Genomic DNA, 21,958 nt, shown 5'->3' with positions numbered 1-21,958 from the left:
GCTCCGCTGAATCGGGGTGGGTTACTGCAAATACTGCTATGTTCGTAAGGCAGTAAGCTGGCTGTTCGCGCCTATTTTACCTGGTTTCCGTGGCTTGGTCTAATACTGCACTTCTACGTCGAAGTCCTTTGGGGCTGTAATACAGTCAATGTCTGATTTGTGCCTTGCGCAACAGAAGTAGCGTTATTCATGGCAAGTTCATAAAGAACGTCTGGACAAAAATCAACCTCATTTGGCCATATCAATGTCCCAGATACCGGATCAACAACAACTTGCTTGAAGTATTCAATGTCTTCCAGGGGCTTGAAAACACCTCCACGCCCTACGATCTTCTGGCGGAAATCGATGATTCCTTCCGTTTTATTCGTAAACCGAAGTTTCAAACGATATCCATCAAGATAAGATACACTCTTCACTCTTGGCAACATCGCAATCACTCCTATTTCAATGGCGGAATCTTACGAGGCGGCTTATCTGCACGCATGAGTTCCCAATTTTCCAATAACTCCTTTTGATGTAAAGCCGCCCATTCCACAGCTAACCCTAATACTCGGCCTGAAAGCTTGCCTTCGATCAGCGCAAGCGGTGAGATGCCGATTTGTCCTTCATTTTTGCCGTAAATGGCGTGAAAATGAGGAGGATTATGCTCATCGTAGTACATATAAATCGAGATTCCGAAAAACTGGCTGATTTGAGGCATTCTTCTTTATCCCATGTACAATCAGCTTACTGATATCGATATTCTCCGCTCAATCAGGAACTTTCCGTAAAAGTCACCCAACGCCGACCGGTCTCCAATCTCCGCTTTCCGGCAGACCAGCCTAGCGGCCAGGTTCAGCGGCGGGCCGGTTACCCCTGACCTTGCATAACGGGCAGCGCGGCCCGTCCGCTGGAACCAATGTTAGGCCCCCGCCCATACCAGCACGACCCCACGCGCCAACTCGCCCATGACGGCGAACCGGGGCCGACTTCTGCGTCGCGGCGAGACGTTATGCAAACGCAGCCACCGCCACCGGGCGTTCTTGCGCCCACGCACGCCGGTGCAGCTTGATGCGTTCGATTTCGTGCAGCGTTTCGGCGGTCAGGTAGCTTTCGCCGCAGTTGGGGCAACTGACGATCGGAATGTTCTCAATGACAAACAAACTGGCCCCGCGCCCGTAGCTGCGTGACACGCGCCGCACATGCGCACCACTCTGACCGCAAATATCACATACCATAAGCTCACCTACTATTCACGAAAGACCGTAATCATCACCAGTTTGTCAGTTGCGCCGAACTTGGCTACGACGGTCACGCCTGCGCCACCCAGGGCTTGGCCGTTCACCAGATATTTCCATTCGTCCGGCTGGCGGTCACGTTGGCGTTCGGTGATCTGGCCGGAGAGGATGACGCTTTCGATGTCGAAGACGGTCAAACCATCAGCATCCATCTCGTCTTCGGCGTGCACGGATCAATTCACGCATCCGCTTCAGTTCGGCGTCATACATGCAGGCTCCCACGCGTAACGTCTGGTGAGGCTATTGTAGCACATTTGGAGGAAAAGTACGCGCTGATCGGTGGCTTTAGCGATGGTTCGTGTGTCATCTTCCCGGTTGACCCACAGTGTCACATTGGAGGCCCAACGCCAACCGTCAGCCGCCGGGGCCGCCAACACCGTCAACCGGCCCAGATCCTCCCCGGCCGGCTGTACGGAATGTTGGACAGCGCCGCCCCCAGCAGAGCCTGACCGGACCGGCCTGGGCGAACCAGCGACCCCTTCCACTCCAACCGCCTGCCTGTGGACGCCCCCGCCGAAGCTCCGCCCAACGGCTGGGCGTCAGCCGCCCGCCACCAATACGATCGGTAATCGTCAAAACTGACGCCTAACTTTGGCAGCTGGGCGGGGCGGCTGCACGCCGTGTTAGGCGCGATCCAATGGGATTGAGGTTTGCTTCTTGCTTCTTAAACGTTTCTCTTTCTCGAACGCCGATCTGATTGCTGATTCGATCTTGTCAGAATCCACCAAATACTTATCGAAGTCGTGCAAGTTGTCTCGGTTAAGATGTAATTGACCTTCTCCCACATTGCCTCTATGCTGTCCCGCCGAATAATACTGGCTGTGTTCTACTTCGTAGGAAGGTATCACCCAATGGCGAATAACGTCGCGCCACACCGCCAACCACACAAACACATCACAGCAAGCGGGCTTCACTTGCTGAAAGTTCATGTCAAATTGCTTCCGTGAATCCGACGACAATGCTTTCAAGTAGAGCGGTGCATCCGTCTTAAATTCAACGGCACGCGAAGCCTTAACCTCGATTCGGATATTCGGTGGCAAAAAGAAATCGTACTGACCTGAATATTCTGGATCAGTTTTCTTATTCGGGCGTTCCAGGGTGGGAGTAAGTTCTTTTAGATGCCCTTGTGCCCATACTTCGCCAAACCCTCTCGGAGCACCAATTTCAAACAAATCCAGATATAGATTCCGATCTAAGTAGTCATCTCGGAGTTGATAGTATTCATCAAGTGAGAGTTTGGCGGCAACCAATAGATGGGAAATGATGTATTCGTAATCGCTAAATGGATAGACGGATACCAGCTCTTCAAGCTTGTCTCGTATTTCTTGCGCATTGTCGAGTCGGTTCAACAGTTCATCGAGTTGCGCCTTGAGTTTTTCCACAATGGTTACTCCAACGAGAAAGCATATTGGATGCTCTTTGATTCTTCTTGCTCTTGTCCTAACAAGGATCGAAGTTGTAAGTCGGCGGCTATTTCCTGCTCAAAGGGATTGCTATTTTGCCAACCGGCCTTGCCAGTTCGCCTAAATCGCTCTAATCGTCTAAGGGCTATTTCGCAATAGACGGGATCAATGTCTACAGTGTAACAGTTCCTCCCTAGCATTTCTGACGAAATCAATGTCGCCCCCGAATGGCAGAAGAAATCAACAACAATATCGCCCTTAGATGAACTTGCCTTTATGATTCTTTCGCAACTTTTTAGCGGTTTCTGAGCGTAGCATCCATTAACATTTTCCTCCATGCGGTAAAACACTTGCTGAATATCTACCCACACATTGCCCGCACGGATATTTTCTGACTTGCTTCGCTCCATATTTTCAGTTACTTGACCATTGACTTCCTTGTAGTACCCTCGCAGAATCTTTGGTATGTCGGTATATTCAGCGTCTACATCAAAAATAGGGTTTCCCTTTGTGTAATACAATAGCTCTTGTCTAACCGCCATCCAGTTCTTTTGCGTTCCATATCCACGCTGGTTACGCATCGTGATAAAGCTTCGAGATTTGTAGCCCGTTCCTCGCATGGCAATCACAAAATCTGGTAGAGGTTGAAAATCTGATTTTTGATCTGCCCCCAACCAGATATACAGAGACGCATTATCAGATAGGGCGAAGTCTGTTGTCAAAATCCATTGCTTACACCATCGAATATACTCATCAAGTTGTCTCTGCTCAAAGGCCACCAGATTATACGGTGGGTCTTGGATTGCTAAGGCGGCTTTGGATTCGCCCATCAAGGATTTGATACCGTTCTTGTCCGTCGCGTCCAAGCATCCAATCTTATGCTTGCCTTGAGGGTCTACCCATATTTCGCCACGCGATAAGCGACAATGTCTGATAAGATAGTCGTGCAACTGCGGATTTTGATCTAATCTAGGAATGGGGAAGTTTTTCATGCAAAGATTCTATCACTAACCCAATCATGGGTCAACTCCATGAATTAACAAGAACCCGATGGAATGAGGTAATCTTTGGGGTACGGACGCGCCCAACGCCAACCGTCAGCCGCCGGGGCCGCCAACATCGTCAATCGGCCCAGATCCTCCCCGGTCGGTGTACGGAATGTTGGGCAATGCCCCCATTGGTCGCACCCCCCCGACCCGATCTTCCGCCCCAAACCGCCACTGCCGCTGTGACAGATTGGTACCTCTCTCCCCAGCCTGTACTCAACGCTTCGGAGTGCCAAGGGGCGGACGGTTCTTACGGTAGGAGTTTTTCAGGGCAATCTTGCCGGCGCGAAACGTGAACAGGTCACAGCCATCGACTTCGACGCGGGTGCTGTCCGCTCGTGTGCCCGTGAACGTCCATTCCGACACCCCCCGCTCCCCACAGACAAAATGGCGCGCGTTGCCCCAGTGCGCATTGGGGAAGGTCGCCCAAACCTCCGCAAAGCTAGCGCGCACGGCTTCACGGCCTGCGTACCGCCTGCCGCAGACGTCTGGTCCTGCAGAGGCTTCGAAGACACAATCCTCTGTCATGAACGACATAAGGGCATCGACATCATGGCGATTCCACGCATCGGCAAAGGCTTGCAAAAACTCCGTGGTGACTTCTGCAACTACATCCGGCATGATCTGCTCCTTCCTTTCTGTTCCCACACTGGGGAATAGTCCTACGCCCAACGCCAGGCATCACCGGCGCGGGAACGGGACGAGTGCCAAGTCCTCACGTGAAGAAAAGGGTAGGGTGCTGGAAGCGCCCCGTGCGAGAGGCTACGCCCCGCGTCGGGTGCATGCCGTTGTTGGGCGGCAGTGAACCATTCACAAGCTAATCTGTGACCGTCTGCTCAGAGTCAAGCGCGCAACGCTGCGATGAATTCATCGGCGGATACGCCAGCTTGCTTGAGAATGCCCGTCAAAGTGCCCGTCTTTAGCTCGCGATGGTTTGGCACAACACAACCGGATGCTCCTCGGCGTAGAACCAAATGGCTACCGCGCTGCCTTACCACGACAAAGCCCAATCGCTCCAGCGTTCGCACTGCTTCTCTCCCTGAAACAACAGGCAGTTTAAGCATATGCACCTACACGAAAAGTGGTCAACAATGAACGCCCAATAAAAGTCGTCGGGAATTCTTCTAAGTACAGTTCCGTCGCCTCCCGCAGATTGGATAAAGCTTCTTCGACAGTCTCGCCTTGCGTGGTTGTCCCGGTTTCAGGGTTGAGGGCAACATAGCCACCCTCGGGTGCTGGTGTCAGAATTGCGGTAAGTTCCATGATTCTTCCTTTTCGCGGCATCATATGCCGGGTTCCATACTCCACTCGCCCATTGTTCTTCCCGCCGGCCCGCCCAACGGCCCAGCGTCAGCCGCCGGGGTCGCCAACATCGTCAACCGGCCCAGATCCTCCCCGGTCGGTGTACGGAATGTTGGGCAGCGGTGCCACCAGCAGAGCCTGACCGGACGAGCCTGGCCGAACCAGCGACCCCTTCCCTTCCAACCGCCTGCCCGTGAACGGCCGTCGAAGCTCCGCCCAACGCCAACCGGTCTCCAATCTCTGGTCTCCGGCAGAGCCGCCCAATGCAGACGGTCATGGTACGCAGTGTCAGACGCAAACCGCTGGTCATCTGCACCTGCACATAGCGGTGCGTGCGTCACACAAGACAAATGAGCGCCGTTTGATGCAGCCTTCGTCAGGCGTAAATGCGCTCCCGTACATCTACCTCAGCCGCACGAGCAAGAACCTCAGCTACCCATTTGCCCACATCGCGCCCAGACTTCTCAGCAGCCAGAACAACCTTGCGATGTTGCTCCGGAGACAAACGGACGGTAAACCAACCCGAAAAAGGCCGATCAGGTTCCTCCCCACGTTCGGCACAAAATGCCAAATAATCCTCTATCGATTCCTCGAAGGCCGGACGCAACTCCTCTACGGATTTCCCTTGAAACGTGACGACATCTCGAATGTTTATAACTTCCCCATGAAATATGTTCGCCTCATCATCAAACTCAACATGAGAAAGATACCCTTTGTATTCCATCATAACTTTACTCCTGCTTCGATCAGAAAACGGCGCATGGAGACCACGGCGCCCTTATCGGTTTCCTTTTGCGGATGAGGGCGATGAAACACGGCGCGGGCGCCATGCAAAGCAATACGTATTCTGGAACCTCGTCCCTCGCTGATCTCGGCTCCCGCAGTCTACAATCGTTCCTCTGGATTGTCAAGTTCTTTTTTCCGTCTACCGGCGCCGGTTTTTGACCCTCCCGCACATCAAATTCCGAAGTTGCCGCGCGGCGAACGGCTGTGGTACAATACATCACCCGTTGAGCCTCGAACATTTCTGCCGGGGCGGTGCGCCCAGCAGGCGCGATTTCAAGCGCTCGCCTGCAGCCGCGGCCAGCCCGGGCAGCTGCCATCAGCGAAAGAGAACAACACCATGACCGAATCACGTCCACAGACTGTGCTTTGCCTCGCCAGCTACTTCAAAGGACACGAATTCATGCGCACCTGCAAGCGCCTCGGCGCGCAGGTCGTGCTCGTCACGCGCGAAAAACTCGCCAGCGCCGAATGGCCGAGGGAAGTCATCGAAGAAGTCTTCTACATGCCCGAACTGGCCAAGCAACCCGACATCACCCACGCGGTCAGCTACCTGGCCCGCACGCGCCACTTCGACGTGATTGTCCCCCTGGACGACTACGATGTGGAACTGGCAGCCTCGCTGCGTGAGCATCTGCGCATCCCCGGCATGGGCGACACCACCGCGCGCTACTTCCGCGACAAACTCGCCATGCGCATGCAGGCCCGCGACCGGGACATCCAGGTGCCCGCCTTTGTCCATGTCCTCAACTACGACCAGGTACACGATTTCATGCAGACTGTGCCTCCCCCCTGGGTCTTCAAACCCCGCTCCGAGGCTGGCTCCATCGGCATCCGCAAGATCAACTCGCAGGACGAGTTCTGGCCCTCGCTCGATATCCTGGGCGATCGCCAATCGTACTACGTGCTGGAAAAATTCATCCCCGGCGATGTTTTTCATGTGGACTCCATCGTCTCCGAACGCGAAGTCGTCTTCTCCATCGCCCATCGCTACGGCCAGGCGCCGATGAAAGTGCTGCACGAAGGCGGCATCTTCTCCACACAAACCATGCGCCCCGACTCCCCTGACTATGCGCCAATACAGCAGCACAATCGCCAGGTCATCGCGGCCATGAACATGGTGCGCGGGGTCACGCATGCCGAGTTCATCAAGGCCGACAGCGACGGTCAGTTCTACTTCCTGGAAATGGCCGCCCGCGTCGGCGGCGCCTATATTGACCGCGTCATCGAAGCCGCGTCCGGGGTCAACATGTGGGCCGAATGGGCCGCCATCGAACTGGCCTATGTCCGTGGCGAAACCTACCGGCCGCCCACAGCCCACGAGGGCTTCGCGGGCCTCCTCATCTGCCTGGCGCGTGACGAATGGCCCGACACCTCTGCTTATGACGACCCCGAAATCACCTGGCGACTACACAAGAAAAACCATGTGGGGCTGCTGGTCACTTCCACGGATTCGGGTCGGGTCCAGGCCCTGCTCGAATCGTATGCCGAACGCATGGTGGGTGATTTCCTGGCAACCCTGCCCGCGCCGGACAGCCCCCAGGATTGAGGAACATGATGAGACGATTCAATCAATTGGCAAGTCGTGGGCGCCGCCAGCCGGCCCCCAGGGCACTGGTGGGATTACTCTTGCTGCTATGGCTGACCGCCTGCCAGGCGGTTGTGCCGCCCACGCCGGTCAGCGGTGGCGTGCAACCGGCGCCCCAGCCGCAGCCGGCGGTCACGCCGGCGCCCCAGCCGCTGCGCCTGGTGCTGCTGCACACCAACGACACCTGGGGGTATCTCTGGCCCTGCGGCTGAATGCCAGCCGTGGGCGGCGTGGCCCGGCGGGCCACGAAAATTATCGAAGCGCGTAACCACAACGAGTTCGTCCTGCTGTTGGATGCGGGCGACAGCCTGACCGGCGATCAGGCGCCGGCCACCACCACGCAGGGCCGCACCAGCGTTGAGATCATGAACCTGCTCGGCTATGATGCCCTGGCGCTTGGCCCCCAAGACCTGGCGCTGGGACTGGATGTCCTGCGCAAACGCATGAGCGAAGCGCGCTTCGCCGTGCTCTCGGCCAACGCCGCCGACGCCGCCACCGGCGCGGCCATCGCCCAGCCCTACGTCATTCGCACCATCGCCGGCCACCGCATCGCCATCATCGGGCTGAGCGACGCCGCGGAGACGCAGGACATCATCGTGAGCGATCCGGTCGCAGCCGCCCAGGCCGCCGTCGCCGCCGTGGCGGACCGCGCCGACATCGTCATCCTGCTCTCCCACGCCGGCCTGGCAGAAGATCAAACGATCGCTGAAACTGTCCCCGGCGTTGACGTGATCGTCAGCGGCGGCCCTGGTGTGCGGCCTGAGCCGGCCCGCCATCCAACCACCGGCACGTTGATCGTGCATGCCGATGAGGCGCAGCCCGGTCACGCCGGCCGCGTGCTCGGCCGCCAAACTCTCACCTTCGACGCCGCCGGGCAGCTCCAGCAGGTGCAAATCGAATACATTCAGCTCGGCCCGGAGATTGCCGACGATGCGAAAATAGCCGCGTGGGTGGAGGGGGCAACCGCCAAGTAGTTTGACTCGCCCCCAAATCGCGGTTATACTCTCTGCCCGACATCTTCTCCGCTGAAGAACATCAACCTGGAGGTACTGTTTTGGAAGCCTGGATCGCCGAACACCTGGTGCCGTTGTTTCAGAACTTGTTCAATTCGATTGGATGGCCCGGTGTGGTCATCATCATGGCGTTGGAGAGCGCCAACATCCCGATTCCCAGCGAGATCACGATGCCGCTGGCGGGCTGGCTGCTGACGCCACGGGCCTTGTTTCCGTGGTGGGAAGCCGCGCTCATCACCGGCTTCTGGGGCGCCTTGGGTTGTACCATCGGTTCCATCGCGTCCTACGCGCTGGGCTATTGGGGAGGACGTCCGCTGGTGGTGCGCTATGGCCGCTACATCCTGGTGACAGAAGAAGATGTGGATCGCTTCGATCACTGGTTCCAGCGCTGGGGCGACTACGTATCCTTCATCTCCCGCGTCCTGCCCATCGTGCGCACCTTCATCTCATTCCCGGCCGGCGTTTTCAAGATCCACTTCGCCAAGTTCACCGCCCTGACCTTCATCGGTTCCTTCATCTGGTGCGCGGCGCTGGGCCTGGTGGGCTGGGCGCTGGGCGATCAGTGGGAACAAATCCTGGGCATCATGGGCCCGGCCAAATACCCCATTGCCGCCTTGATCGTGCTCGGCCTCATCTACTACGTCTGGCATCACCTGACCGGGCCGGCGCGCAAGCAGGCGCGGCACGCGTCGGCCAGCGAATAGCCGCCGAATGAATTCGGGGCGATCGCTCAACCGGCAGCCAGCGTGGCAATACCGGCCAACTGTATGCGCTGCTCGGTAAAGATCACCACCCGCAAGTCCACACGCAAGAGCGCCCCATCGGCCAGGCGGCCGCTCCACACCAGCGAATCGGCCGCCTGGCGATAGGGGTAATCGCCCGGCGGCAGGCCGCCGATGCGCGCCCCCTGCTCGGTCTTGCCCTCATACGTCAGCGTGGTGCCGGGGATCGTGTCGCCGCGCGCGATGTTGTACGTCACCGGCACGCGGTAGGCCACGATCGGCTTCTCCGGGAAAGCTCCTGGCACGGGGCTGGCGTTGTTGATCGTCAAGTCCGCCGTGCCTGCCAGTTGCACCTTGTCCGCGGTGTAGTAGACCACACGCAGCCCCAGGTCAGCCTGAAAATCACGGCCCAGTGAACCTTGCCAACCTACGAAATCGCCGATCCTCTTGACCGCGCGCTGATCGTCAATCCACAGCTCCGCGCCGTCCGGCGTTTCACGCACATAGCGTACATTGGTGCCCTGCAGCGTCTGACCGACGGCAATGCTCTCCTCGGTTGGGCCAGAATAGTGCAGCGTGCCATGATCGTTGCGTACGCAGGCCGTCGTGAGCAGACTCAGAATGATGATGAGCAGACAGCGCAGCAGCCAGGCCCGTTGCCTGGCGCGATGATCATCGAGTAAACGCATACCTACCTCCAAAAACACCTATCTGAACGAGGCCCGGTGAGAAAAATAGCCCCCCACCCGTAGGTCACACCTCCGGCGTGACGGTGCTCTCCACCGGCAACGGCGCCAGGGCCATAACCGGCGGCTGGCCCAGGCGGCGGCCGATGTAGACGAACAGGCCGCTGTTGATGACGAAGAGTCCGGCCAGGGCAAAGACGAGCAGGGTGCCGCCCGCGCCCACCAGCAGGTTAGCGTTCAACGTGCCTTGCGCCTGCAAGACAGACGCCAGCCCGGCCACTCCGTTCCACAGGCCATGAATGACGACGGCCAGGCCGTAGAGGGCCGGCAGTCGCCAGCGGCGCTCGCCGCTGAGCCAAGCTTGCCAGGCCAATCCCATCAACCCGGCCGCCAGGCAATGTACCACGGCTGTGGCGGAGCGCAGCATCAGCGGCCCTCCCCAGGCAGGCAGCACCGTAACCACGTTGAACATCGTTTCGGTGATCGCAAAACCGGCGCCGGCTGCCACCCCCCACAGGAAGGCCTCACCGGGCGTCAGGCGTGCGCGTCCGGCCGCGATCAGCACCACGCCTACGCTCTTGCTGAATTCTTCGATCAAGGGCGCGCCCAGGGCAATGACCAGGCCGGCCCCAATCAGGACGAGCGGCGAACTAAGCAGCGATTGCAGAAAAGCCGGATCGCTGAGCACCTCAGGCCGGCTCAATTGCGCCACCAGTGTCTCCAGCCGCGCTGAGCCGCCGGGCGTCAGCGCCACGATCAACGCGGCGGCCAGGGCCAGCAGCGCGACCAGGATCACCTCGATGACGATGGCCAGGCCGGTCGCCAGCACCGCGCCGCCGGCCACCTGCAGAGCGACATCGCGCCGTTGCACAACCAGGCCCGATGGGCGCAGCAGAGACGCGGCCAGGGCCAACAAAAACAGCGGGGCCGCCATGCTGGCAATCACATGCACGGGTGGAAACAGCCAGGGCGCCACGTTCGTCTGCAGCACGGCTTCACCCACGGCCAGGGCCAGCAAAAACAGCAAAACGAGCCACCACGGGCTGGGCAGATGCGCCGCGCTGGACGCCGCGCCGCTGTAGCGCCGCCAGCCAACCCAGGCTAACACCGATCCCGCGCCGCCGCTGACTGCCAGCACTGCCATCGCCACCGTGTTGATCTGCAAGAGATCGTAACGGGCATCCGGCGAAACCACCGGCAGCCCCAGGTAGAAAAGCCCGGCCAAAAGCCCCAGCATCGCCAATCCCAGGCCGACTACGATCAGCGCAATGGACACAAATCGCTGCATAAAAAACCCTCACCCTCCGCGCGCCCAAAGTTGGCATCCCCGCTTGCCAGATGCCAACTTCTCGCAAGTGAACATCCGCCAGCGTCCAAACTATGGTAGTGTAAGCCTGTGTCTGTGTCAAGTTGTGAGGCGTGACCCAATTCTCCGAACTCCAAAACTGGCAACTCAATTGACAGTTACGCCGCGCTGTGTTACACTCTTTTTAGTATCTGCTGGCACACGATGAGGTCCTGCGGGTACACGAATTGAATGAACTGGACCTTCGGGGCAGAGTGAGACCCGACCGGCCCGGCGGCCTGATAGCGGCACGCCCAGGCAGGGTCAATTCTCGACCGGCGGTGGGAGCCAGGCGCCAAAAGCGCATGACTCAAGCCCGCAACCCGCGTAATGCGGTGGATCCGGTGACGGCGTCATGCCAAGTCCGGAGCCGACGGTATAGTCCGGATGGAAGAAGGTCGCGACAAGGCTCGACGGGAACGGGCCAGACCCGCCCGTGTGTGTCACGCGTCCCTGGAGGCAAAAGCGAACAGGGACGTTTTTGTTGCCATTCTTGACGCTTCAGGTGCGCGCGCTTTGGCCGCGGCAATCAGGCGCCAGCAATGGTTTGTTCGCGGCATTCAGTCTCCGAAGGCGCCTGCTCTCGGAGATTTTGCTTTGATGATGTTGCTGAACATGCTGCACAAGCACGCCGCACGACTGACCCGGGTCGCCTCCCGCCTGTCCCTGCGCACCTCCAGCCTCACCCTGCAGGCGTTCAGACGCGCCCGCGTCCTGATGACCGCCCTGGGCTTGGCGCTGTTCCTATTGGGCTGGGAGGCGCTGGTGCGCTGGCAAGACTACGCGCCCTACGTGCTGCCCGGCCCCGGCCTGGTGTGGCGAAAATTTGCCATCGTTCTGGCCGATGGCACGCTCCTGTGGCATTCAACCATCACCCTGGGCGAAGTGGTGGCCGGGCTGGCCCTGGGCGTGGGCGTCGCCATCCTGCTCGGCTACGCCATTGCCAAGTCGCACCTCCTTGACCAACTTCTCTCGCCTTACCTGGTGGCCCTGCAAGCAGTGCCCATCGTGGCCCTGGCGCCGCTGCTCATCATCTGGGTGGGCTTCGGGGCCTGGAGCAAAATCCTGGTGTGCGCACTGACGGTCTTCTTCCCCATGCTCATCAACACCGGCGTGGGCATTCGCAGCGTGGAGCCTGACCTGGTGGCGTTGATGCGCTCGCTGCGCGCCAGCCGCTGGCAAATGTTCACCCTGCTCGAAGTGCCCTCCGCGCTACCGGTCCTGCTGGCCGGGCTGAAGGTCAGCGTCACCCTGGCCGTCATCGGCGCGGTCGTGGGTGAATTCGTCGGCGCCGACCGCGGCCTGGGCTTCCTGGTCAACCTGGGGCGCAATCTACTGGACACCCCCCTCATGTTCGTCGCCCTGCTCACCTTGGTCGCCCTGGCGCTGTGCCTCTACGGCCTGGTGAGCCTGTTGGAGCGCTGGCTCCTGCGCTGGATGAAGGATGAAGGATGAAGGATGAAGGAGAAACGAGGAAAGAAAATGAAAATACAATTTGCGAAGATGACACGAATCATTACGATGCTCACCCTGCTGGCTGCTCTTGCGGGTTGCGTCCCGGTCAGCGCGCCGGCTTCGACCCCTGGTGCATCGGTTGTCACGGCGCCGACCGCGGCTGCTGCCGAAACGATCGAGCTGGCGATGGGCTACATTCCAAGCGTGCAGTTTGCCCCGTTCTACGTCGCCGTGGAAAAGGGCTTCTATCGCGAGGAAGGGCTGGAGGTCAAGTTCCGCTACGGCTTCGAATCGGACCTCATCAAACTGGTGGGCAGCAACGAACTGCAGTTCATGATCGGCAGCGGCGAGGAAGTAATCCTGGGGCGCGCCCAGGGCCTGCCGGTGATCTACGCTATGAGCTGGTACCGCAAGTTCCCGGTCGTGGTCTTTGCCCCCAAAGGCAGCGGGCTGGACTCGCCGGCCAAGCTCATTGGCCACAAGATCGGCATTCCGGGCCTGTTTGGCGCCAGCTATGTCGGCTGGAAGGCGCTGGTCTACGCCACCCAACTGGACGAGAGCAAGGTCAGCCTGCAGAGCATCGGCTTCACGCAGGCCGCGGCCGTGCAGAGCCAGCAGGTGGACGCGGCGCTCGACTATTCGGTCAACGGGCCGGTGCAGATGCGCCTGGCCGGGCAGGAGGTGGATGAGATCTTCGTGGCCGACTACGTTGATTTGCCCTCCAACGGCATCATCACCAACGACAAGACGGTCGCCGAGCAGCCAGAACTCGTGCGTAGGTTCGTGCGCGCCACGCTGCGCGGGCTGGAATACACCCTGGTCAACCCGGACGGCGCCTTTGCCCTGAGCCTGCAACAGGTGCCAGAAGCCGGCGCTGACGAGACGGCCCGCAAGACCAATCGCGCCATCTTCGACGAAGTCCTCAAGCTGTGGCAGACCGAAGGCGTCCTGGGCTTTTCTGACCCCGCGCGTTGGGAAACGGCTGCCCGCTTCATGCAAGCGATGGGCCTCATCACCACCGCGGTCAAGCCGGAGACGCTCTACACGAACCAATTCGTGGAAACGAGATAGGTCACGCTGGCGATGCGGGTCACATGTGGGTCACGATGAACGTCGCATGCAGGGTTCTGATTTTATGAGCGACACGTTGATTACAGCCACGCGGCTGAGCAAGAGCTATCTGCAGAACGGTCGCGTGGTGAAGGCGCTGGCCAACGTCAGCTTCGACGTGCATGACGGCGAGTTCGTTGCGCTGGTGGGGCCTTCGGGCTGCGGCAAAAGCACGCTGCTGCGCCTGGTGGGCGGCCTGCTGGCTCCTGACGAGGGCGAAGTCCTGATGAACGGCGCCCCAGTGACCGGCCCACGAACGGAGATCGGCTTCGTCTTCCAGGCCGCCAACCTGATGCCCTGGCGCACCGTGTTGGACAATATCGCCCTGCCGCTCGATGTACTCGGCGCGGCGGCCACCGGTGTCGCGGCCAGCGGCATGACCAGCGCCGACGCGCGGCGCGAGGCCAGGCGCCTGAGCGATCTCGTCGGTCTGCAGGGCTTCGAACAGGCCTACCCGCGGCAGTTGTCGGGCGGCATGCAACAGCGGGTGGTGTTGGCGCGGGCGCTGATTCACCGCCCGCGCCTGCTGCTGCTCGATGAACCGTTTGGTGCGCTGGACGCCCTGACCCGCGAGCGCATGAACTTCGAACTGCTGCGCGTCTGGCAACTGCGACAAGCGACCGTCATCCTGGTCACGCACAGCATCGCCGAAGCCGTCCTCCTGGCCGATCGCGTGATGGTGATGGGGCCGCGTCCCGGCCACGTCACCGCCACCATTCCCATCCCCCTGCCCCGCCCGCGCAGCGCCGACCTGCTGAGCACCGAGCATTTCGGACGCCTGGCCCTGGCCGTGCGTCGCGCCATTGACCAGGCCGGCCAGCCGTGGCCCGGACCGCCGATTCAAACCCTATCCGCATAACTCTGTTGGGGAACCAGCATATCTGATCTCAAACTTTCTCTTGAGTTTTCACGCGCTTCGGGGTATAATACCGTCTTGTGAATAACCTGGCAACACGTCTCTATTGGCACGATGCCTACCTGCGCAACTTCGAGGCCGCGGTGAGCGACCTGACCACGGTCAACGGTCAACCGGCCGTGGCGCTCAGCGCCAGCGCGTTCTATCCCACCGGCGGCGGACAGCCTTGCGACACCGGTCTGCTCAACGGCGTAGCCGTCACCGATGTCATCGCGGACGATGGCGTGGTGTGGCACCTGCTGGAGACACCCCTGGCGGTCGGCGCGGTGCATGGGCAGATCACCTGGCCGCGGCGTTTTGACCACATGCAGCAGCATACCGGGCAGCACATCCTGTCGCAGGCGTTCATCGTGACCTGTGGAGCGGAGACGGTCGGTTTTCACCTCGGCGTGGAGAGCACGACCATTGATCTGAACCAGGCCACGGTGAACCAGGCCGACCTGGAGGCCGCCGAAACCCTGGCAAACCAGATCATCGCCGAAAATCGGCCCGTGACCGGCCGCTTCGTCACCGCAGGGGATCTGCCCACCATTCCCCTGCGCCGACCGCCCAGTGTGCATGAAGCCATTCGTGTGGTCGAAATCGGTGACTTCGACTGGTCGGCCTGCGGTGGCACGCATGTGAGGCAGACGGCAGAAGTTGGGCAGATCAAGATACGGCGGTTGGATCGACGCGGCGCGGAGGCGCGCATCGAGTTTCTGTGCGGACAGCGCGCCCTGGCCGACTATCGCCGCAAGCAGGGCACAGTCCAAGCCCTGGTCAACCGCCTGAGCACCGCGGAGGATGACTTGCCCGCGGCCGTGGATCGCCTGCAGGAGCGGTTGCGCGAGGTGCAGCATCAGTTGCGCGACGCGCAGGCCGAGCTTGTGGAGGCGGAGGCCGCGCGGCTGTGGGCCAACGGCTCCCCCGCCGGCCCCAGGCGCACCGTGCAGGCGTACCTGGACAACCGCCCGCTGGAGACGGTCAAAGCCATTGCCAGCGCGCTGCGCGCCCGGCCTGGCTGCGTGGCCCTGCTGGCCTGCGAGGTTAGCCCGCAGAGCGGGGGCCAGATCTTCTGCGCGGCGGCCGCGGACGTGGCGCTGGACATGGGGCAGATCATGCGCGCCGCCACCGCGGCCGGCGCGCGTGGGGGCGGCCGCGGAACATGGGCACAGGGAGGCGCCGCCAACGGCGCCTTGTTGCGGCAAGCCTTCGACGCCGCTGGTGCGGCCCTGGCGCACCTGGCGGGTTAAGTTTACGATCACGAGGAGTTGTGTATGCAAGAGATTGCACCGGGCGTGTTTGTGGAAACCGGCTATCGCAATGCCAATGTCGGCTGCATCATCACAGAGGATGGCGTCATCCTGGTGGATACGCCCATGGTCCCGGCGCAGGCGCAAGCCTGGCGCAAGCATGTGGCCGAAGCATCCTCCAACGCCCGCATCCTCTACGTCATCAACACCGATCATCATCGGGGACATTCGCTGGGCAATCAGTTCTATTTGCCGGCGCCGGTGGTTGCCCATGAGCGCGCCTGGAAGGAGATGCGCGGCTACACCGACAACTTCAAGCAGCGGGTGCGCGACTCTTTCAAGAAAGAGCCGGACATCCAGGTGCAGTTCAACGATCTGCAGATCATCCGCCCTGAGATCACCTTCAAGAAGCGTCTGACCCTCCTGCGCGGCGGGCGCGAGGTGCGCTTGATCTGGATTGGCGGGCACACGCTGGCCACGGCCGTGGTGTGGCTGCCCGCGGAGCGCGTCCTGTTTTCCGGCGATGCAGTATGGCTGGATCAGCATCCCTACATGGCGCAGGCCAACTCGCGCGACTGGCTGCACGGCCTGGCCTTCATCAAAAAGCTCAATCCGGTGACCATTGTGCCGGGGCATGGCCCGCCGTGCGGCGTCGAAGCCGTGGACCGGGTGACCGAGTATATTCGCTACATGCGCGCCCAGGTCAAGCATATGTTCCGACAGGGCAAATCCAAGCAAGAGACCGGCTCGCTCCTGGTCAAGGACCTGGTTACCTGGTTCCCCATCCCGGCTGGCCGCAAGGCCAAGATCGAATCCCAGATCAAACAGGGTATTGGCCGTGTCTACGAAGAAATACGGCGCACTGCCGTGACCGATTCGTAGGGGCAAGCGACACAGACAATCATGGCCCATGACATCGTTCGTGAAAACAGCACCCCGGCGGACCAGGTGCGCCAGCTGCTTGACCAGGCTGAACGCACGCTGCCCATGCTCCGCGCGCAGGGGACGGCCGCGTCCGCCTTGTTGACGACGTTCGATCAGCTTTGGGCGCAGTTGCCGGCGCTGGAACAGAATGGCATGGACCTGCGTGCGGAGCGCGGGCGCTGGGAGGCCTTGCAACGCGCCCTGCGCGCCCGCACGCGTTGGGTCGTTCCGGCCATTGCCGCGTGGGATGTCGCCCGCCAGCAGGCGCAAGCCGAACCGGCGCGCTGGTGGTGGTATCTGGATCAGACCCTGATGGCTGAGCGACGCCGCACCTGGCGCCGCAGGCTGACCATCGTGGGCGCCGTCACCGTGCTCGGCGTCGTGACCCTACTCCTGCTGCGGCACTTCTTCCCGCAGGATCCCAACGTGGCCGCGGCCGAGGCGCATCGCCTGCAGGCCGAGCGCTACATCCAGGTTGAAGATTGGGCCGGCGCCTTTACGCAGTACGAACAGGCGATTCACCTGACGCCTGCCGAACCCGACCTGCTCATCTGGCTGGGAGTGTTGCGTGAACAGATGGGCGAGCCGCAGGCCGCTGAACCGTGGTATGACCAGGCGCGACTGCTCATCGCCGATCCGGTGCGCTTTTATGTCGAACGCGCCTTCATCTACTTGCAGATTCAGCGCGCGGCAGAGGGCGAACGGGACGCCCGCGCCGCGCTGGCGTTGAACGACCGGTCGCCCCAGGCGTATTACGTCCTGGCCAACGCCGCAGAGATGCAAGAGCGCCTCGACGAAGCGATCGAGGCATACAAGCGCACGGCAGTGCTGGCCGACGAGGATGACCCCAACCTGGCCGCGCTGGCACGGGTGCGCATGGCGATGCTGTTGCAAGCGGCTCAGATGCAGAGCATGCAACCGCCCTCGCCCACACCTTGACTTGAAAACATATCAACGCAAAGGCATTGTTTGTATCTTTCATGAAGATGGCCGAAGATGAAGATTGAGATGAAGATTGAGATGGAGGTTGAGTTGGCTGGCGAACGTGAATTTTATACTGTCGAAATTGCGGGTCTGACCCGCCGCTTACCCCTGTTCGAGGTGGCGCCGGGGGTACGCATTGCGGTCTTCAACATGCTCGGCGATACCACCGTGGTCAAGGCGACGGCAGCGGTTCTGTCTGAGCGCATCAAACAGCAAGCGGGCGGCGCCGATGTCCTCGTCACCGCGGAGGCCAAGAGCATCCCGCTGATCTACGAGCTGTCCGCGCTCCTGGGTCTGCCCTATATCGTCCTGCGCAAGACGTACAAGCCCTACATGGGCGCGGCCATCTCGGCTGAGACTCTGTCTATGACCACCGGTGCGCCGCAGCAGCTCTTTCTGGATGAAAAAGACCATGCCAGCATCGCAGGCCGCAAGGTCATCCTGGTGGATGATGTGGTCAGCACAGGCAGCACGTTGACAGGAATGAGATCGGTCATCACCAAGGCCGGCGCGACCGCCATTGCCACCGCCGCGGTGTTTACCGAAGGCAACGATGACGGCTGGCAGGATGTCATTGCGCTGGCTAACTTGCCTGTTTTCATAGATCAGAAGTAACAAGCATCATAGTCAGTGGACTGACGACGTAGTATCCTGCACGCGGGAATGGACTTCACTCCTCCGCCTGAGGAAACAGGCGCAATTCGTGCCTGCTTGCAGTAGTTCATGACCATAAAATACCTTCCTTGCCGCGATCGCCAAGCCGACCGTGGTGGGGGGCAGCGAAGGACGCATGTTCGACAAACTAGATGCAACGGTTGCCCGTTATCATGAGTTGACCCGCCAGCTGGGCGATCCAGCGCTGTTCAACGACAATCAACGCACCGTGATGCGGGAAGCGGCGCAGGAGCACGCGGGTCTGACCGCGTTGGTGGAAACCTACCTGCGCTACCGGCAGGTTGTTACCCACCAGGCCGAGGCCAGCGCGCTGTTGATAGGCGAAAATGACCCCGATCTGGTCGCCCTGGTGCGTGAAGAATTGACCGCCCTCGCCCAAGAGCAGACGGCCCTGGCAGAACAGTTGCACCTGCTGCTCGTGCCCAAGGACCCCAACGACGAGCGCAATGTCATTGTGGAAATTCGGGCCGGCACCGGCGGCGACGAGGCCGGCCTGTTTGCAGCCGACCTGTTTCGCATGATCACCCGCTATGCCGAAGCGCACAACTGGAAAGTAGAACTCCTCAGTTCGCATGAATCGGGCATCGGTGGCTTCAAAGAGATCATCTTCGAGGTGCGCGGCCGCGGCGCCTATTCGCGGCTGAAGTACGAGAGCGGCGTGCATCGCGTGCAGCGCGTGCCGTCCACCGAGTCACAGGGACGCATCCACACCTCCACGGCCACCGTAGCCGTGTTACCCGAAATGGATGAAGTGGAAGTGGACATCCGTGCGGAGGACTTGCGCATAGATGTCTTTCGCGCGGGCGGCCCCGGTGGTCAGAGTGTCAACACCACCGACTCGGCCGTGCGCATCACCCACCTGCCATCCGGGCTTGTGGTTTCCAGCCAGGACCAAAAATCGCAGTTGCAGAACAAGATCAAAGGCATGCAGATTCTGCGCGCCCGCCTCTACGATGCGGAACAGCACCGGCAAAACGCAGCCCTGGATGCCACGCGCCGCAGTCAGGTTGGCAGCGGCGAACGCGCCGAAAAAATCCGCACCTACAACTTCCCCCAAAGTCGCGTCACCGATCACCGCATTGGCAAAACCCTCTATCAACTGGAGGCTGTGCTGGCCGGTGATCTGGATGAGTTTATCAACGAGTTGAACACAGCTGACCAGGCTGAACGCCTGCAGGCAGCTGCCGAAAGCAATGAATGAACCCAAGCGATGTTGCCAAGAAGGCGTCATGTTTGACGCCATCGTATCCACACCTGTGCCCTGGATCGCCCGGTAATGGCGCCGGCGCGATCCCACCAATCAGCACGCCAGCGTCGAACATGACGCCTTTGCAGGAGGACTGACGCTATGATGCAGGTCAATGCCAGACCGGCCATGTTCCAACGAGGGAACAGATATACCCCGCCCGTGCCAGAAACCATCAATCCTTCCTTTACATTCGCCTGGCGCCTCGATCCGAGCACGACCGTGGGCCGGACCATGGCCGCCGCCAACCAACGCCTCCGCAGCTCCAATTCCGAGACCCCCCGCCTCGATGTCGAAATTCTGCTGGCCTTTGTACTGCACACCGATCGCGTCGGGCTGTATGCCCACCCTGAACGCCCTCTCAGCGCGACGGAACGCGCCCACTTCGAAGAGCTGATCGAGCGCCGGCGCCGGCATGAGCCGGTGGCCTATCTCATCGGCAGCCGCGGCTTCTACGGGCTGGATTTTCTCATCACGCCCCAAGTGCTGGTGCCGCGACCAGAAACAGAAATCCTGGTTGAACATGCCATTCTGGCGATCGAGTCATTGGACAGTCGCGTGGCGCTTGCGCCGACCGCGGGCAGCCGAACGAACGGCAGCAACGGGCACGGGCCAGGCAATTACCCGCCCTACGCGCAGCTCTACCGGCCGCCGACCCCTGGCAGCGGCGTTCTCATGGCCGATGTCGGCACCGGCAGCGGCGCCATTGCCGTCAGCGTAGCCCGCCATCATCCCCGGGTGACGATCTACGCCAGTGACATTTCCACCGATGCGTTGGCCGTGGCCCAGAAAAACGCAACACGCATGCAGGTGGCCGAGCGCCTGCAATTCTTGGCCGGCAGCCTGCTCAGCCCGCTGCCGCAGCCGGTTGACATCATCACCGCCAATCTGCCCTACGTGGCGACGGCCGACATTCCTAACCTGGCGCCCGACATTGCCAACTACGAACCACGCCTGGCGCTCGATGGCGGACCGAACGGCACGCAACTCATCGAACAACTGCTCAGCCAGGCGCCGTCCTACCTGCGTCCTGGCGGCGTACTCCTGTTGGAAATCGGCAGCGATCAGGGCTTCCGGGTCGCGGCGCTGGCCCGCCATGCCTTCCCCGCCGCTGAGGTGACTGTTTTCCAGGACTTCGCCGGCCTGGACCGATTGGTGCGCGTGCAGTAGAGTTTATGCACTGCTGGGGCGTACACGCCATTTCAACGCACAAGGTCTTTGGGACTTCCCGTGACGAGTCCCTACCCGTAGTGGTGCGCGACCGCCCAATCCACAGGGTGTTTTTTGTCTTCCACGGGAAGTCCCAAAGACCCTTCTTGATGTCAGTGGGGAAAAACCATATTGTGCATAAACTCTAGTGTACCTGAAAGCTCGTAAACCATGTATCGTTTGATCGCTTTCGATGTGGATGGCACTCTCTGCGCCTTTTCCAGGGACGCCGAACCGGGCGCCTCGATGCGTGTCTCCCCACGCTTCCTGGCCGCAGCCGCGCAGGTGCAGGCGCGTGGCGTGGCCATCACCCTGGCCACCGGCCGCGGCGTCACACCCATACTCCCGCTCGCCACCGCCTTGGGCATCAACGTCCCATTGATCTGTTACCAGGGCGGCTGGGTCTATGACCTGCAGACCGCGACCACGCTGCACAGGTCTACCCTGCCGGTCGGCCTCGCACACCAGGTTGTGGCCTGGGTGCAGCCATTCGACTGGGACATCTCGGTCTATCAGGATGGCGAAATCTACCTGCAACGGCTGCACTATCCGGTTGAGTTCTATGACCGCTGGTTCGGCTTGCCCTGGCACCACGTCAGTGACCTGCGCCAGGCCATCACCCACGATCCGGAAAAAATCGTTTTCACCGGCGAGCCGGCCATGTGCGACACCATCCACGCCAAGCTCAACGCGCAGTTTGGGGAGCATATCCAGGTTCTGCGCACGCACGAACTGTTCGTTGAACTGGTACCGCACGGGACATCCAAAGGCGGGGCGCTGGCCTGGCTGGCTGCACAGATGGGTATCCGCCAGGAGGAGGTGATTGCGGTGGGCGATTCTGAAAACGACCTGAGCATGATCCGTTGGGCAGGGATGGGGATCGCCATGGGCAATGCCACCGCGCAGGTCAAGGCCGCGGCCCGCTGGCAGGCCCCCACCGTTGACGATGACGGCGCTGCCGTCGTCCTGGAGCACTTTGTTCTCGATGCGGATTCGGCCACGAATTTCACGAATTGACACGAAATGACCTGAGAATCGATGT

26 protein-coding genes and 1 pseudogene are annotated in these 21,958 nt (G+C 60.7%); 14 read left to right on the top strand and 13 right to left on the bottom strand.

Going from position 1 to position 21,958, the window contains the following annotated elements:
• Positions 1-113 precede the first annotated feature (113 nt).
• From IPF85_RS07350 to IPF85_RS07300, 11 genes and pseudogenes are all read right to left on the bottom strand, one after another.
• A complete protein-coding gene (locus tag IPF85_RS07350; protein ID WP_343407420.1) occupies positions 114-428 on the bottom strand; it encodes a DUF2442 domain-containing protein in 315 nt (104 codons plus the stop codon).
• 11 nt (positions 429-439) lie between these two features.
• Positions 440-700: a DUF4160 domain-containing protein gene (locus tag IPF85_RS07345; RefSeq protein WP_343407419.1), complete on the bottom strand. Its 261-nt coding sequence runs from the start codon at positions 698-700 to the stop codon at positions 440-442.
• A 289-nt stretch (positions 701-989) separates the two neighbouring features.
• Positions 990-1,217: a type II toxin-antitoxin system MqsA family antitoxin gene (locus IPF85_RS07340; RefSeq protein WP_343407418.1), complete on the bottom strand. Its 228-nt coding sequence runs from the start codon at positions 1,215-1,217 to the stop codon at positions 990-992.
• Between the two features lie 11 nt (positions 1,218-1,228).
• The gene (locus IPF85_RS07335; RefSeq protein WP_343407417.1) at positions 1,229-1,447 is read right to left on the bottom strand and encodes a DUF4258 domain-containing protein; all 219 of its coding nucleotides are present in this window, start codon (positions 1,445-1,447) and stop codon (positions 1,229-1,231) included.
• Positions 1,448-1,900: 453 nt separating this feature from the next.
• Complete coding sequence (locus IPF85_RS07330) at positions 1,901-2,659, bottom strand: hypothetical protein (RefSeq protein WP_343407416.1); 759 nt, start codon at positions 2,657-2,659, stop codon at positions 1,901-1,903.
• A 5-nt stretch (positions 2,660-2,664) separates the two neighbouring features.
• Positions 2,665-3,672, bottom strand: coding sequence for a site-specific DNA-methyltransferase (locus IPF85_RS07325; protein ID WP_343407415.1), 1,008 nt, complete (start codon positions 3,670-3,672; stop codon positions 2,665-2,667).
• A 270-nt stretch (positions 3,673-3,942) separates the two neighbouring features.
• The gene (locus tag IPF85_RS07320) at positions 3,943-4,347 is read right to left on the bottom strand and encodes a nuclear transport factor 2 family protein (protein WP_343407414.1); all 405 of its coding nucleotides are present in this window, start codon (positions 4,345-4,347) and stop codon (positions 3,943-3,945) included.
• A 221-nt stretch (positions 4,348-4,568) separates the two neighbouring features.
• Positions 4,569-4,790, bottom strand: a complete 222-nt coding sequence (locus IPF85_RS07315) for a type II toxin-antitoxin system HicA family toxin (protein ID WP_343407413.1) — start codon at positions 4,788-4,790, stop codon at positions 4,569-4,571.
• Positions 4,783-4,989 carry a type II toxin-antitoxin system HicB family antitoxin gene (locus IPF85_RS07310; RefSeq protein WP_343407412.1) on the bottom strand — a complete coding sequence of 69 codons (207 nt, stop codon included), beginning with the start codon at positions 4,987-4,989 and terminating at the stop codon, positions 4,783-4,785. The genes IPF85_RS07315 and IPF85_RS07310 overlap by 8 nt, the downstream gene beginning before the upstream one ends.
• A gap of 415 nt (positions 4,990-5,404) precedes the next feature.
• Positions 5,405-5,755 carry a type II toxin-antitoxin system HicB family antitoxin gene (locus IPF85_RS07305; protein ID WP_343407411.1) on the bottom strand — a complete coding sequence of 117 codons (351 nt, stop codon included), beginning with the start codon at positions 5,753-5,755 and terminating at the stop codon, positions 5,405-5,407.
• Positions 5,752-5,907, bottom strand: a pseudogene (locus IPF85_RS07300) (type II toxin-antitoxin system HicA family toxin); the annotation flags it as partial. The pseudogene IPF85_RS07300 and the gene IPF85_RS07305, both read right to left, overlap by 4 nt.
• A 244-nt stretch (positions 5,908-6,151) precedes the next feature.
• Between IPF85_RS07300 and IPF85_RS07295 the strand changes: the two are divergent.
• The 4 genes from IPF85_RS07295 to IPF85_RS07280 all read left to right on the top strand — a co-directional run bounded on the left by IPF85_RS07295 (position 6,152) and on the right by IPF85_RS07280 (position 9,116).
• Entirely contained in the window at positions 6,152-7,360 is a 1,209-nt protein-coding gene (locus IPF85_RS07295; protein ID WP_343407410.1) for an ATP-grasp domain-containing protein, read from the top strand.
• 5 nt (positions 7,361-7,365) lie between these two features.
• Complete coding sequence (locus tag IPF85_RS07290; protein ID WP_343407409.1) at positions 7,366-7,611, top strand: hypothetical protein; 246 nt, start codon at positions 7,366-7,368, stop codon at positions 7,609-7,611.
• A complete protein-coding gene (locus IPF85_RS07285) occupies positions 7,612-8,373 on the top strand; it encodes a hypothetical protein (RefSeq protein WP_343407408.1) in 762 nt (253 codons plus the stop codon).
• Between the two features lie 80 nt (positions 8,374-8,453).
• Positions 8,454-9,116 carry a DedA family protein gene (locus IPF85_RS07280; RefSeq protein WP_343407407.1) on the top strand — a complete coding sequence of 221 codons (663 nt, stop codon included), beginning with the start codon at positions 8,454-8,456 and terminating at the stop codon, positions 9,114-9,116.
• A 26-nt stretch (positions 9,117-9,142) separates the two neighbouring features.
• Here the strand turns inward: IPF85_RS07280 and IPF85_RS07275 are convergent, their stop codons facing one another.
• Complete coding sequence (locus tag IPF85_RS07275) at positions 9,143-9,823, bottom strand: hypothetical protein (RefSeq protein ID WP_343407406.1); 681 nt, start codon at positions 9,821-9,823, stop codon at positions 9,143-9,145.
• 64 nt (positions 9,824-9,887) lie between these two features.
• Positions 9,888-11,108: a PrsW family glutamic-type intramembrane protease gene (locus tag IPF85_RS07270; RefSeq protein WP_343407405.1), complete on the bottom strand. Its 1,221-nt coding sequence runs from the start codon at positions 11,106-11,108 to the stop codon at positions 9,888-9,890.
• A gap of 657 nt (positions 11,109-11,765) precedes the next feature.
• Here IPF85_RS07270 and IPF85_RS07265 point away from each other — a divergent pair.
• The 10 genes from IPF85_RS07265 to IPF85_RS07220 all read left to right on the top strand — a co-directional run bounded on the left by IPF85_RS07265 (position 11,766) and on the right by IPF85_RS07220 (position 21,933).
• Positions 11,766-12,620 carry an ABC transporter permease gene (locus IPF85_RS07265; RefSeq protein WP_343407484.1) on the top strand — a complete coding sequence of 285 codons (855 nt, stop codon included), beginning with the start codon at positions 11,766-11,768 and terminating at the stop codon, positions 12,618-12,620.
• Between the two features lie 27 nt (positions 12,621-12,647).
• Positions 12,648-13,691: an ABC transporter substrate-binding protein gene (locus tag IPF85_RS07260; protein WP_343407404.1), complete on the top strand. Its 1,044-nt coding sequence runs from the start codon at positions 12,648-12,650 to the stop codon at positions 13,689-13,691.
• Positions 13,692-13,737: 46 nt separating this feature from the next.
• The gene (locus IPF85_RS07255) at positions 13,738-14,589 is read left to right on the top strand and encodes an ABC transporter ATP-binding protein (RefSeq protein WP_343407403.1); all 852 of its coding nucleotides are present in this window, start codon (positions 13,738-13,740) and stop codon (positions 14,587-14,589) included.
• Between the two features lie 77 nt (positions 14,590-14,666).
• Positions 14,667-15,878, top strand: coding sequence for a DHHA1 domain-containing protein (locus IPF85_RS07250; RefSeq protein WP_343407402.1), 1,212 nt, complete (start codon positions 14,667-14,669; stop codon positions 15,876-15,878).
• Positions 15,879-15,902: 24 nt separating this feature from the next.
• Positions 15,903-16,760 carry an MBL fold metallo-hydrolase gene (locus tag IPF85_RS07245; protein WP_343407401.1) on the top strand — a complete coding sequence of 286 codons (858 nt, stop codon included), beginning with the start codon at positions 15,903-15,905 and terminating at the stop codon, positions 16,758-16,760.
• Between the two features lie 21 nt (positions 16,761-16,781).
• Positions 16,782-17,741: a tetratricopeptide repeat protein gene (locus tag IPF85_RS07240; RefSeq protein ID WP_343407400.1), complete on the top strand. Its 960-nt coding sequence runs from the start codon at positions 16,782-16,784 to the stop codon at positions 17,739-17,741.
• 69 nt (positions 17,742-17,810) lie between these two features.
• Positions 17,811-18,401, top strand: a complete 591-nt coding sequence (locus IPF85_RS07235; protein WP_343407399.1) for a phosphoribosyltransferase family protein — start codon at positions 17,811-17,813, stop codon at positions 18,399-18,401.
• 175 nt (positions 18,402-18,576) lie between these two features.
• The gene (gene prfA, locus IPF85_RS07230) at positions 18,577-19,662 is read left to right on the top strand and encodes a peptide chain release factor 1 (protein WP_343407398.1); all 1,086 of its coding nucleotides are present in this window, start codon (positions 18,577-18,579) and stop codon (positions 19,660-19,662) included.
• A gap of 147 nt (positions 19,663-19,809) precedes the next feature.
• Positions 19,810-20,877: a HemK/PrmC family methyltransferase gene (locus IPF85_RS07225; protein WP_343407397.1), complete on the top strand. Its 1,068-nt coding sequence runs from the start codon at positions 19,810-19,812 to the stop codon at positions 20,875-20,877.
• A gap of 210 nt (positions 20,878-21,087) precedes the next feature.
• On the top strand, positions 21,088-21,933 hold the full coding sequence (locus IPF85_RS07220; protein WP_343407396.1) for a Cof-type HAD-IIB family hydrolase: 846 nt from the start codon (positions 21,088-21,090) through the stop codon (positions 21,931-21,933).
• The last annotated feature ends 25 nt before the right edge of the window (positions 21,934-21,958 follow it).

Origin of the sequence: Candidatus Amarolinea dominans (assembly GCF_016704685.1) — a bacterium.
Taxonomy (GTDB): Bacteria; Chloroflexota; Anaerolineae; order SSC4; family Amarolineaceae; genus Amarolinea; species Amarolinea dominans.
This window is presented reverse-complemented; position numbering and strand designations above follow the sequence as displayed.

What these genes read in the sequence shown, in the direction of transcription:
- IPF85_RS07350 (WP_343407420.1), bottom strand. Translation starts at nt 428, where the DNA reads ATGTTGCCAAGAGTGAAGAGTGTATCTTATCTTGATGGATATCGTTTG.
- IPF85_RS07345 (WP_343407419.1), bottom strand. Translation starts at nt 700, where the DNA reads ATGCCTCAAATCAGCCAGTTTTTCGGAATCTCGATTTATATGTACTAC.
- IPF85_RS07340 (WP_343407418.1), bottom strand. Translation starts at nt 1,217, where the DNA reads ATGGTATGTGATATTTGCGGTCAGAGTGGTGCGCATGTGCGGCGCGTG.
- IPF85_RS07325 (WP_343407415.1), bottom strand. Translation starts at nt 3,672, where the DNA reads ATGAAAAACTTCCCCATTCCTAGATTAGATCAAAATCCGCAGTTGCAC.
- IPF85_RS07320 (WP_343407414.1), bottom strand. Translation starts at nt 4,347, where the DNA reads ATGCCGGATGTAGTTGCAGAAGTCACCACGGAGTTTTTGCAAGCCTTT.
- IPF85_RS07315 (WP_343407413.1), bottom strand. Translation starts at nt 4,790, where the DNA reads ATGCTTAAACTGCCTGTTGTTTCAGGGAGAGAAGCAGTGCGAACGCTG.
- IPF85_RS07310 (WP_343407412.1), bottom strand. Translation starts at nt 4,989, where the DNA reads ATGGAACTTACCGCAATTCTGACACCAGCACCCGAGGGTGGCTATGTT.
- IPF85_RS07305 (WP_343407411.1), bottom strand. Translation starts at nt 5,755, where the DNA reads ATGATGGAATACAAAGGGTATCTTTCTCATGTTGAGTTTGATGATGAG.
- IPF85_RS07295 (WP_343407410.1), top strand. Translation starts at nt 6,152, where the DNA reads ATGACCGAATCACGTCCACAGACTGTGCTTTGCCTCGCCAGCTACTTC.
- IPF85_RS07290 (WP_343407409.1), top strand. Translation starts at nt 7,366, where the DNA reads ATGATGAGACGATTCAATCAATTGGCAAGTCGTGGGCGCCGCCAGCCG.
- IPF85_RS07285 (WP_343407408.1), top strand. Translation starts at nt 7,612, where the DNA reads ATGCCAGCCGTGGGCGGCGTGGCCCGGCGGGCCACGAAAATTATCGAA.
- IPF85_RS07275 (WP_343407406.1), bottom strand. Translation starts at nt 9,823, where the DNA reads ATGCGTTTACTCGATGATCATCGCGCCAGGCAACGGGCCTGGCTGCTG.
- IPF85_RS07270 (WP_343407405.1), bottom strand. Translation starts at nt 11,108, where the DNA reads ATGCAGCGATTTGTGTCCATTGCGCTGATCGTAGTCGGCCTGGGATTG.
- IPF85_RS07265 (WP_343407484.1), top strand. Translation starts at nt 11,766, where the DNA reads ATGATGTTGCTGAACATGCTGCACAAGCACGCCGCACGACTGACCCGG.
- IPF85_RS07260 (WP_343407404.1), top strand. Translation starts at nt 12,648, where the DNA reads ATGAAAATACAATTTGCGAAGATGACACGAATCATTACGATGCTCACC.
- IPF85_RS07255 (WP_343407403.1), top strand. Translation starts at nt 13,738, where the DNA reads ATGCAGGGTTCTGATTTTATGAGCGACACGTTGATTACAGCCACGCGG.
- IPF85_RS07245 (WP_343407401.1), top strand. Translation starts at nt 15,903, where the DNA reads ATGCAAGAGATTGCACCGGGCGTGTTTGTGGAAACCGGCTATCGCAAT.
- IPF85_RS07240 (WP_343407400.1), top strand. Translation starts at nt 16,782, where the DNA reads ATGGCCCATGACATCGTTCGTGAAAACAGCACCCCGGCGGACCAGGTG.
- IPF85_RS07235 (WP_343407399.1), top strand. Translation starts at nt 17,811, where the DNA reads ATGAAGATTGAGATGGAGGTTGAGTTGGCTGGCGAACGTGAATTTTAT.
- prfA (WP_343407398.1), top strand. Translation starts at nt 18,577, where the DNA reads ATGTTCGACAAACTAGATGCAACGGTTGCCCGTTATCATGAGTTGACC.
- IPF85_RS07225 (WP_343407397.1), top strand. Translation starts at nt 19,810, where the DNA reads ATGATGCAGGTCAATGCCAGACCGGCCATGTTCCAACGAGGGAACAGA.
- IPF85_RS07220 (WP_343407396.1), top strand. Translation starts at nt 21,088, where the DNA reads ATGTATCGTTTGATCGCTTTCGATGTGGATGGCACTCTCTGCGCCTTT.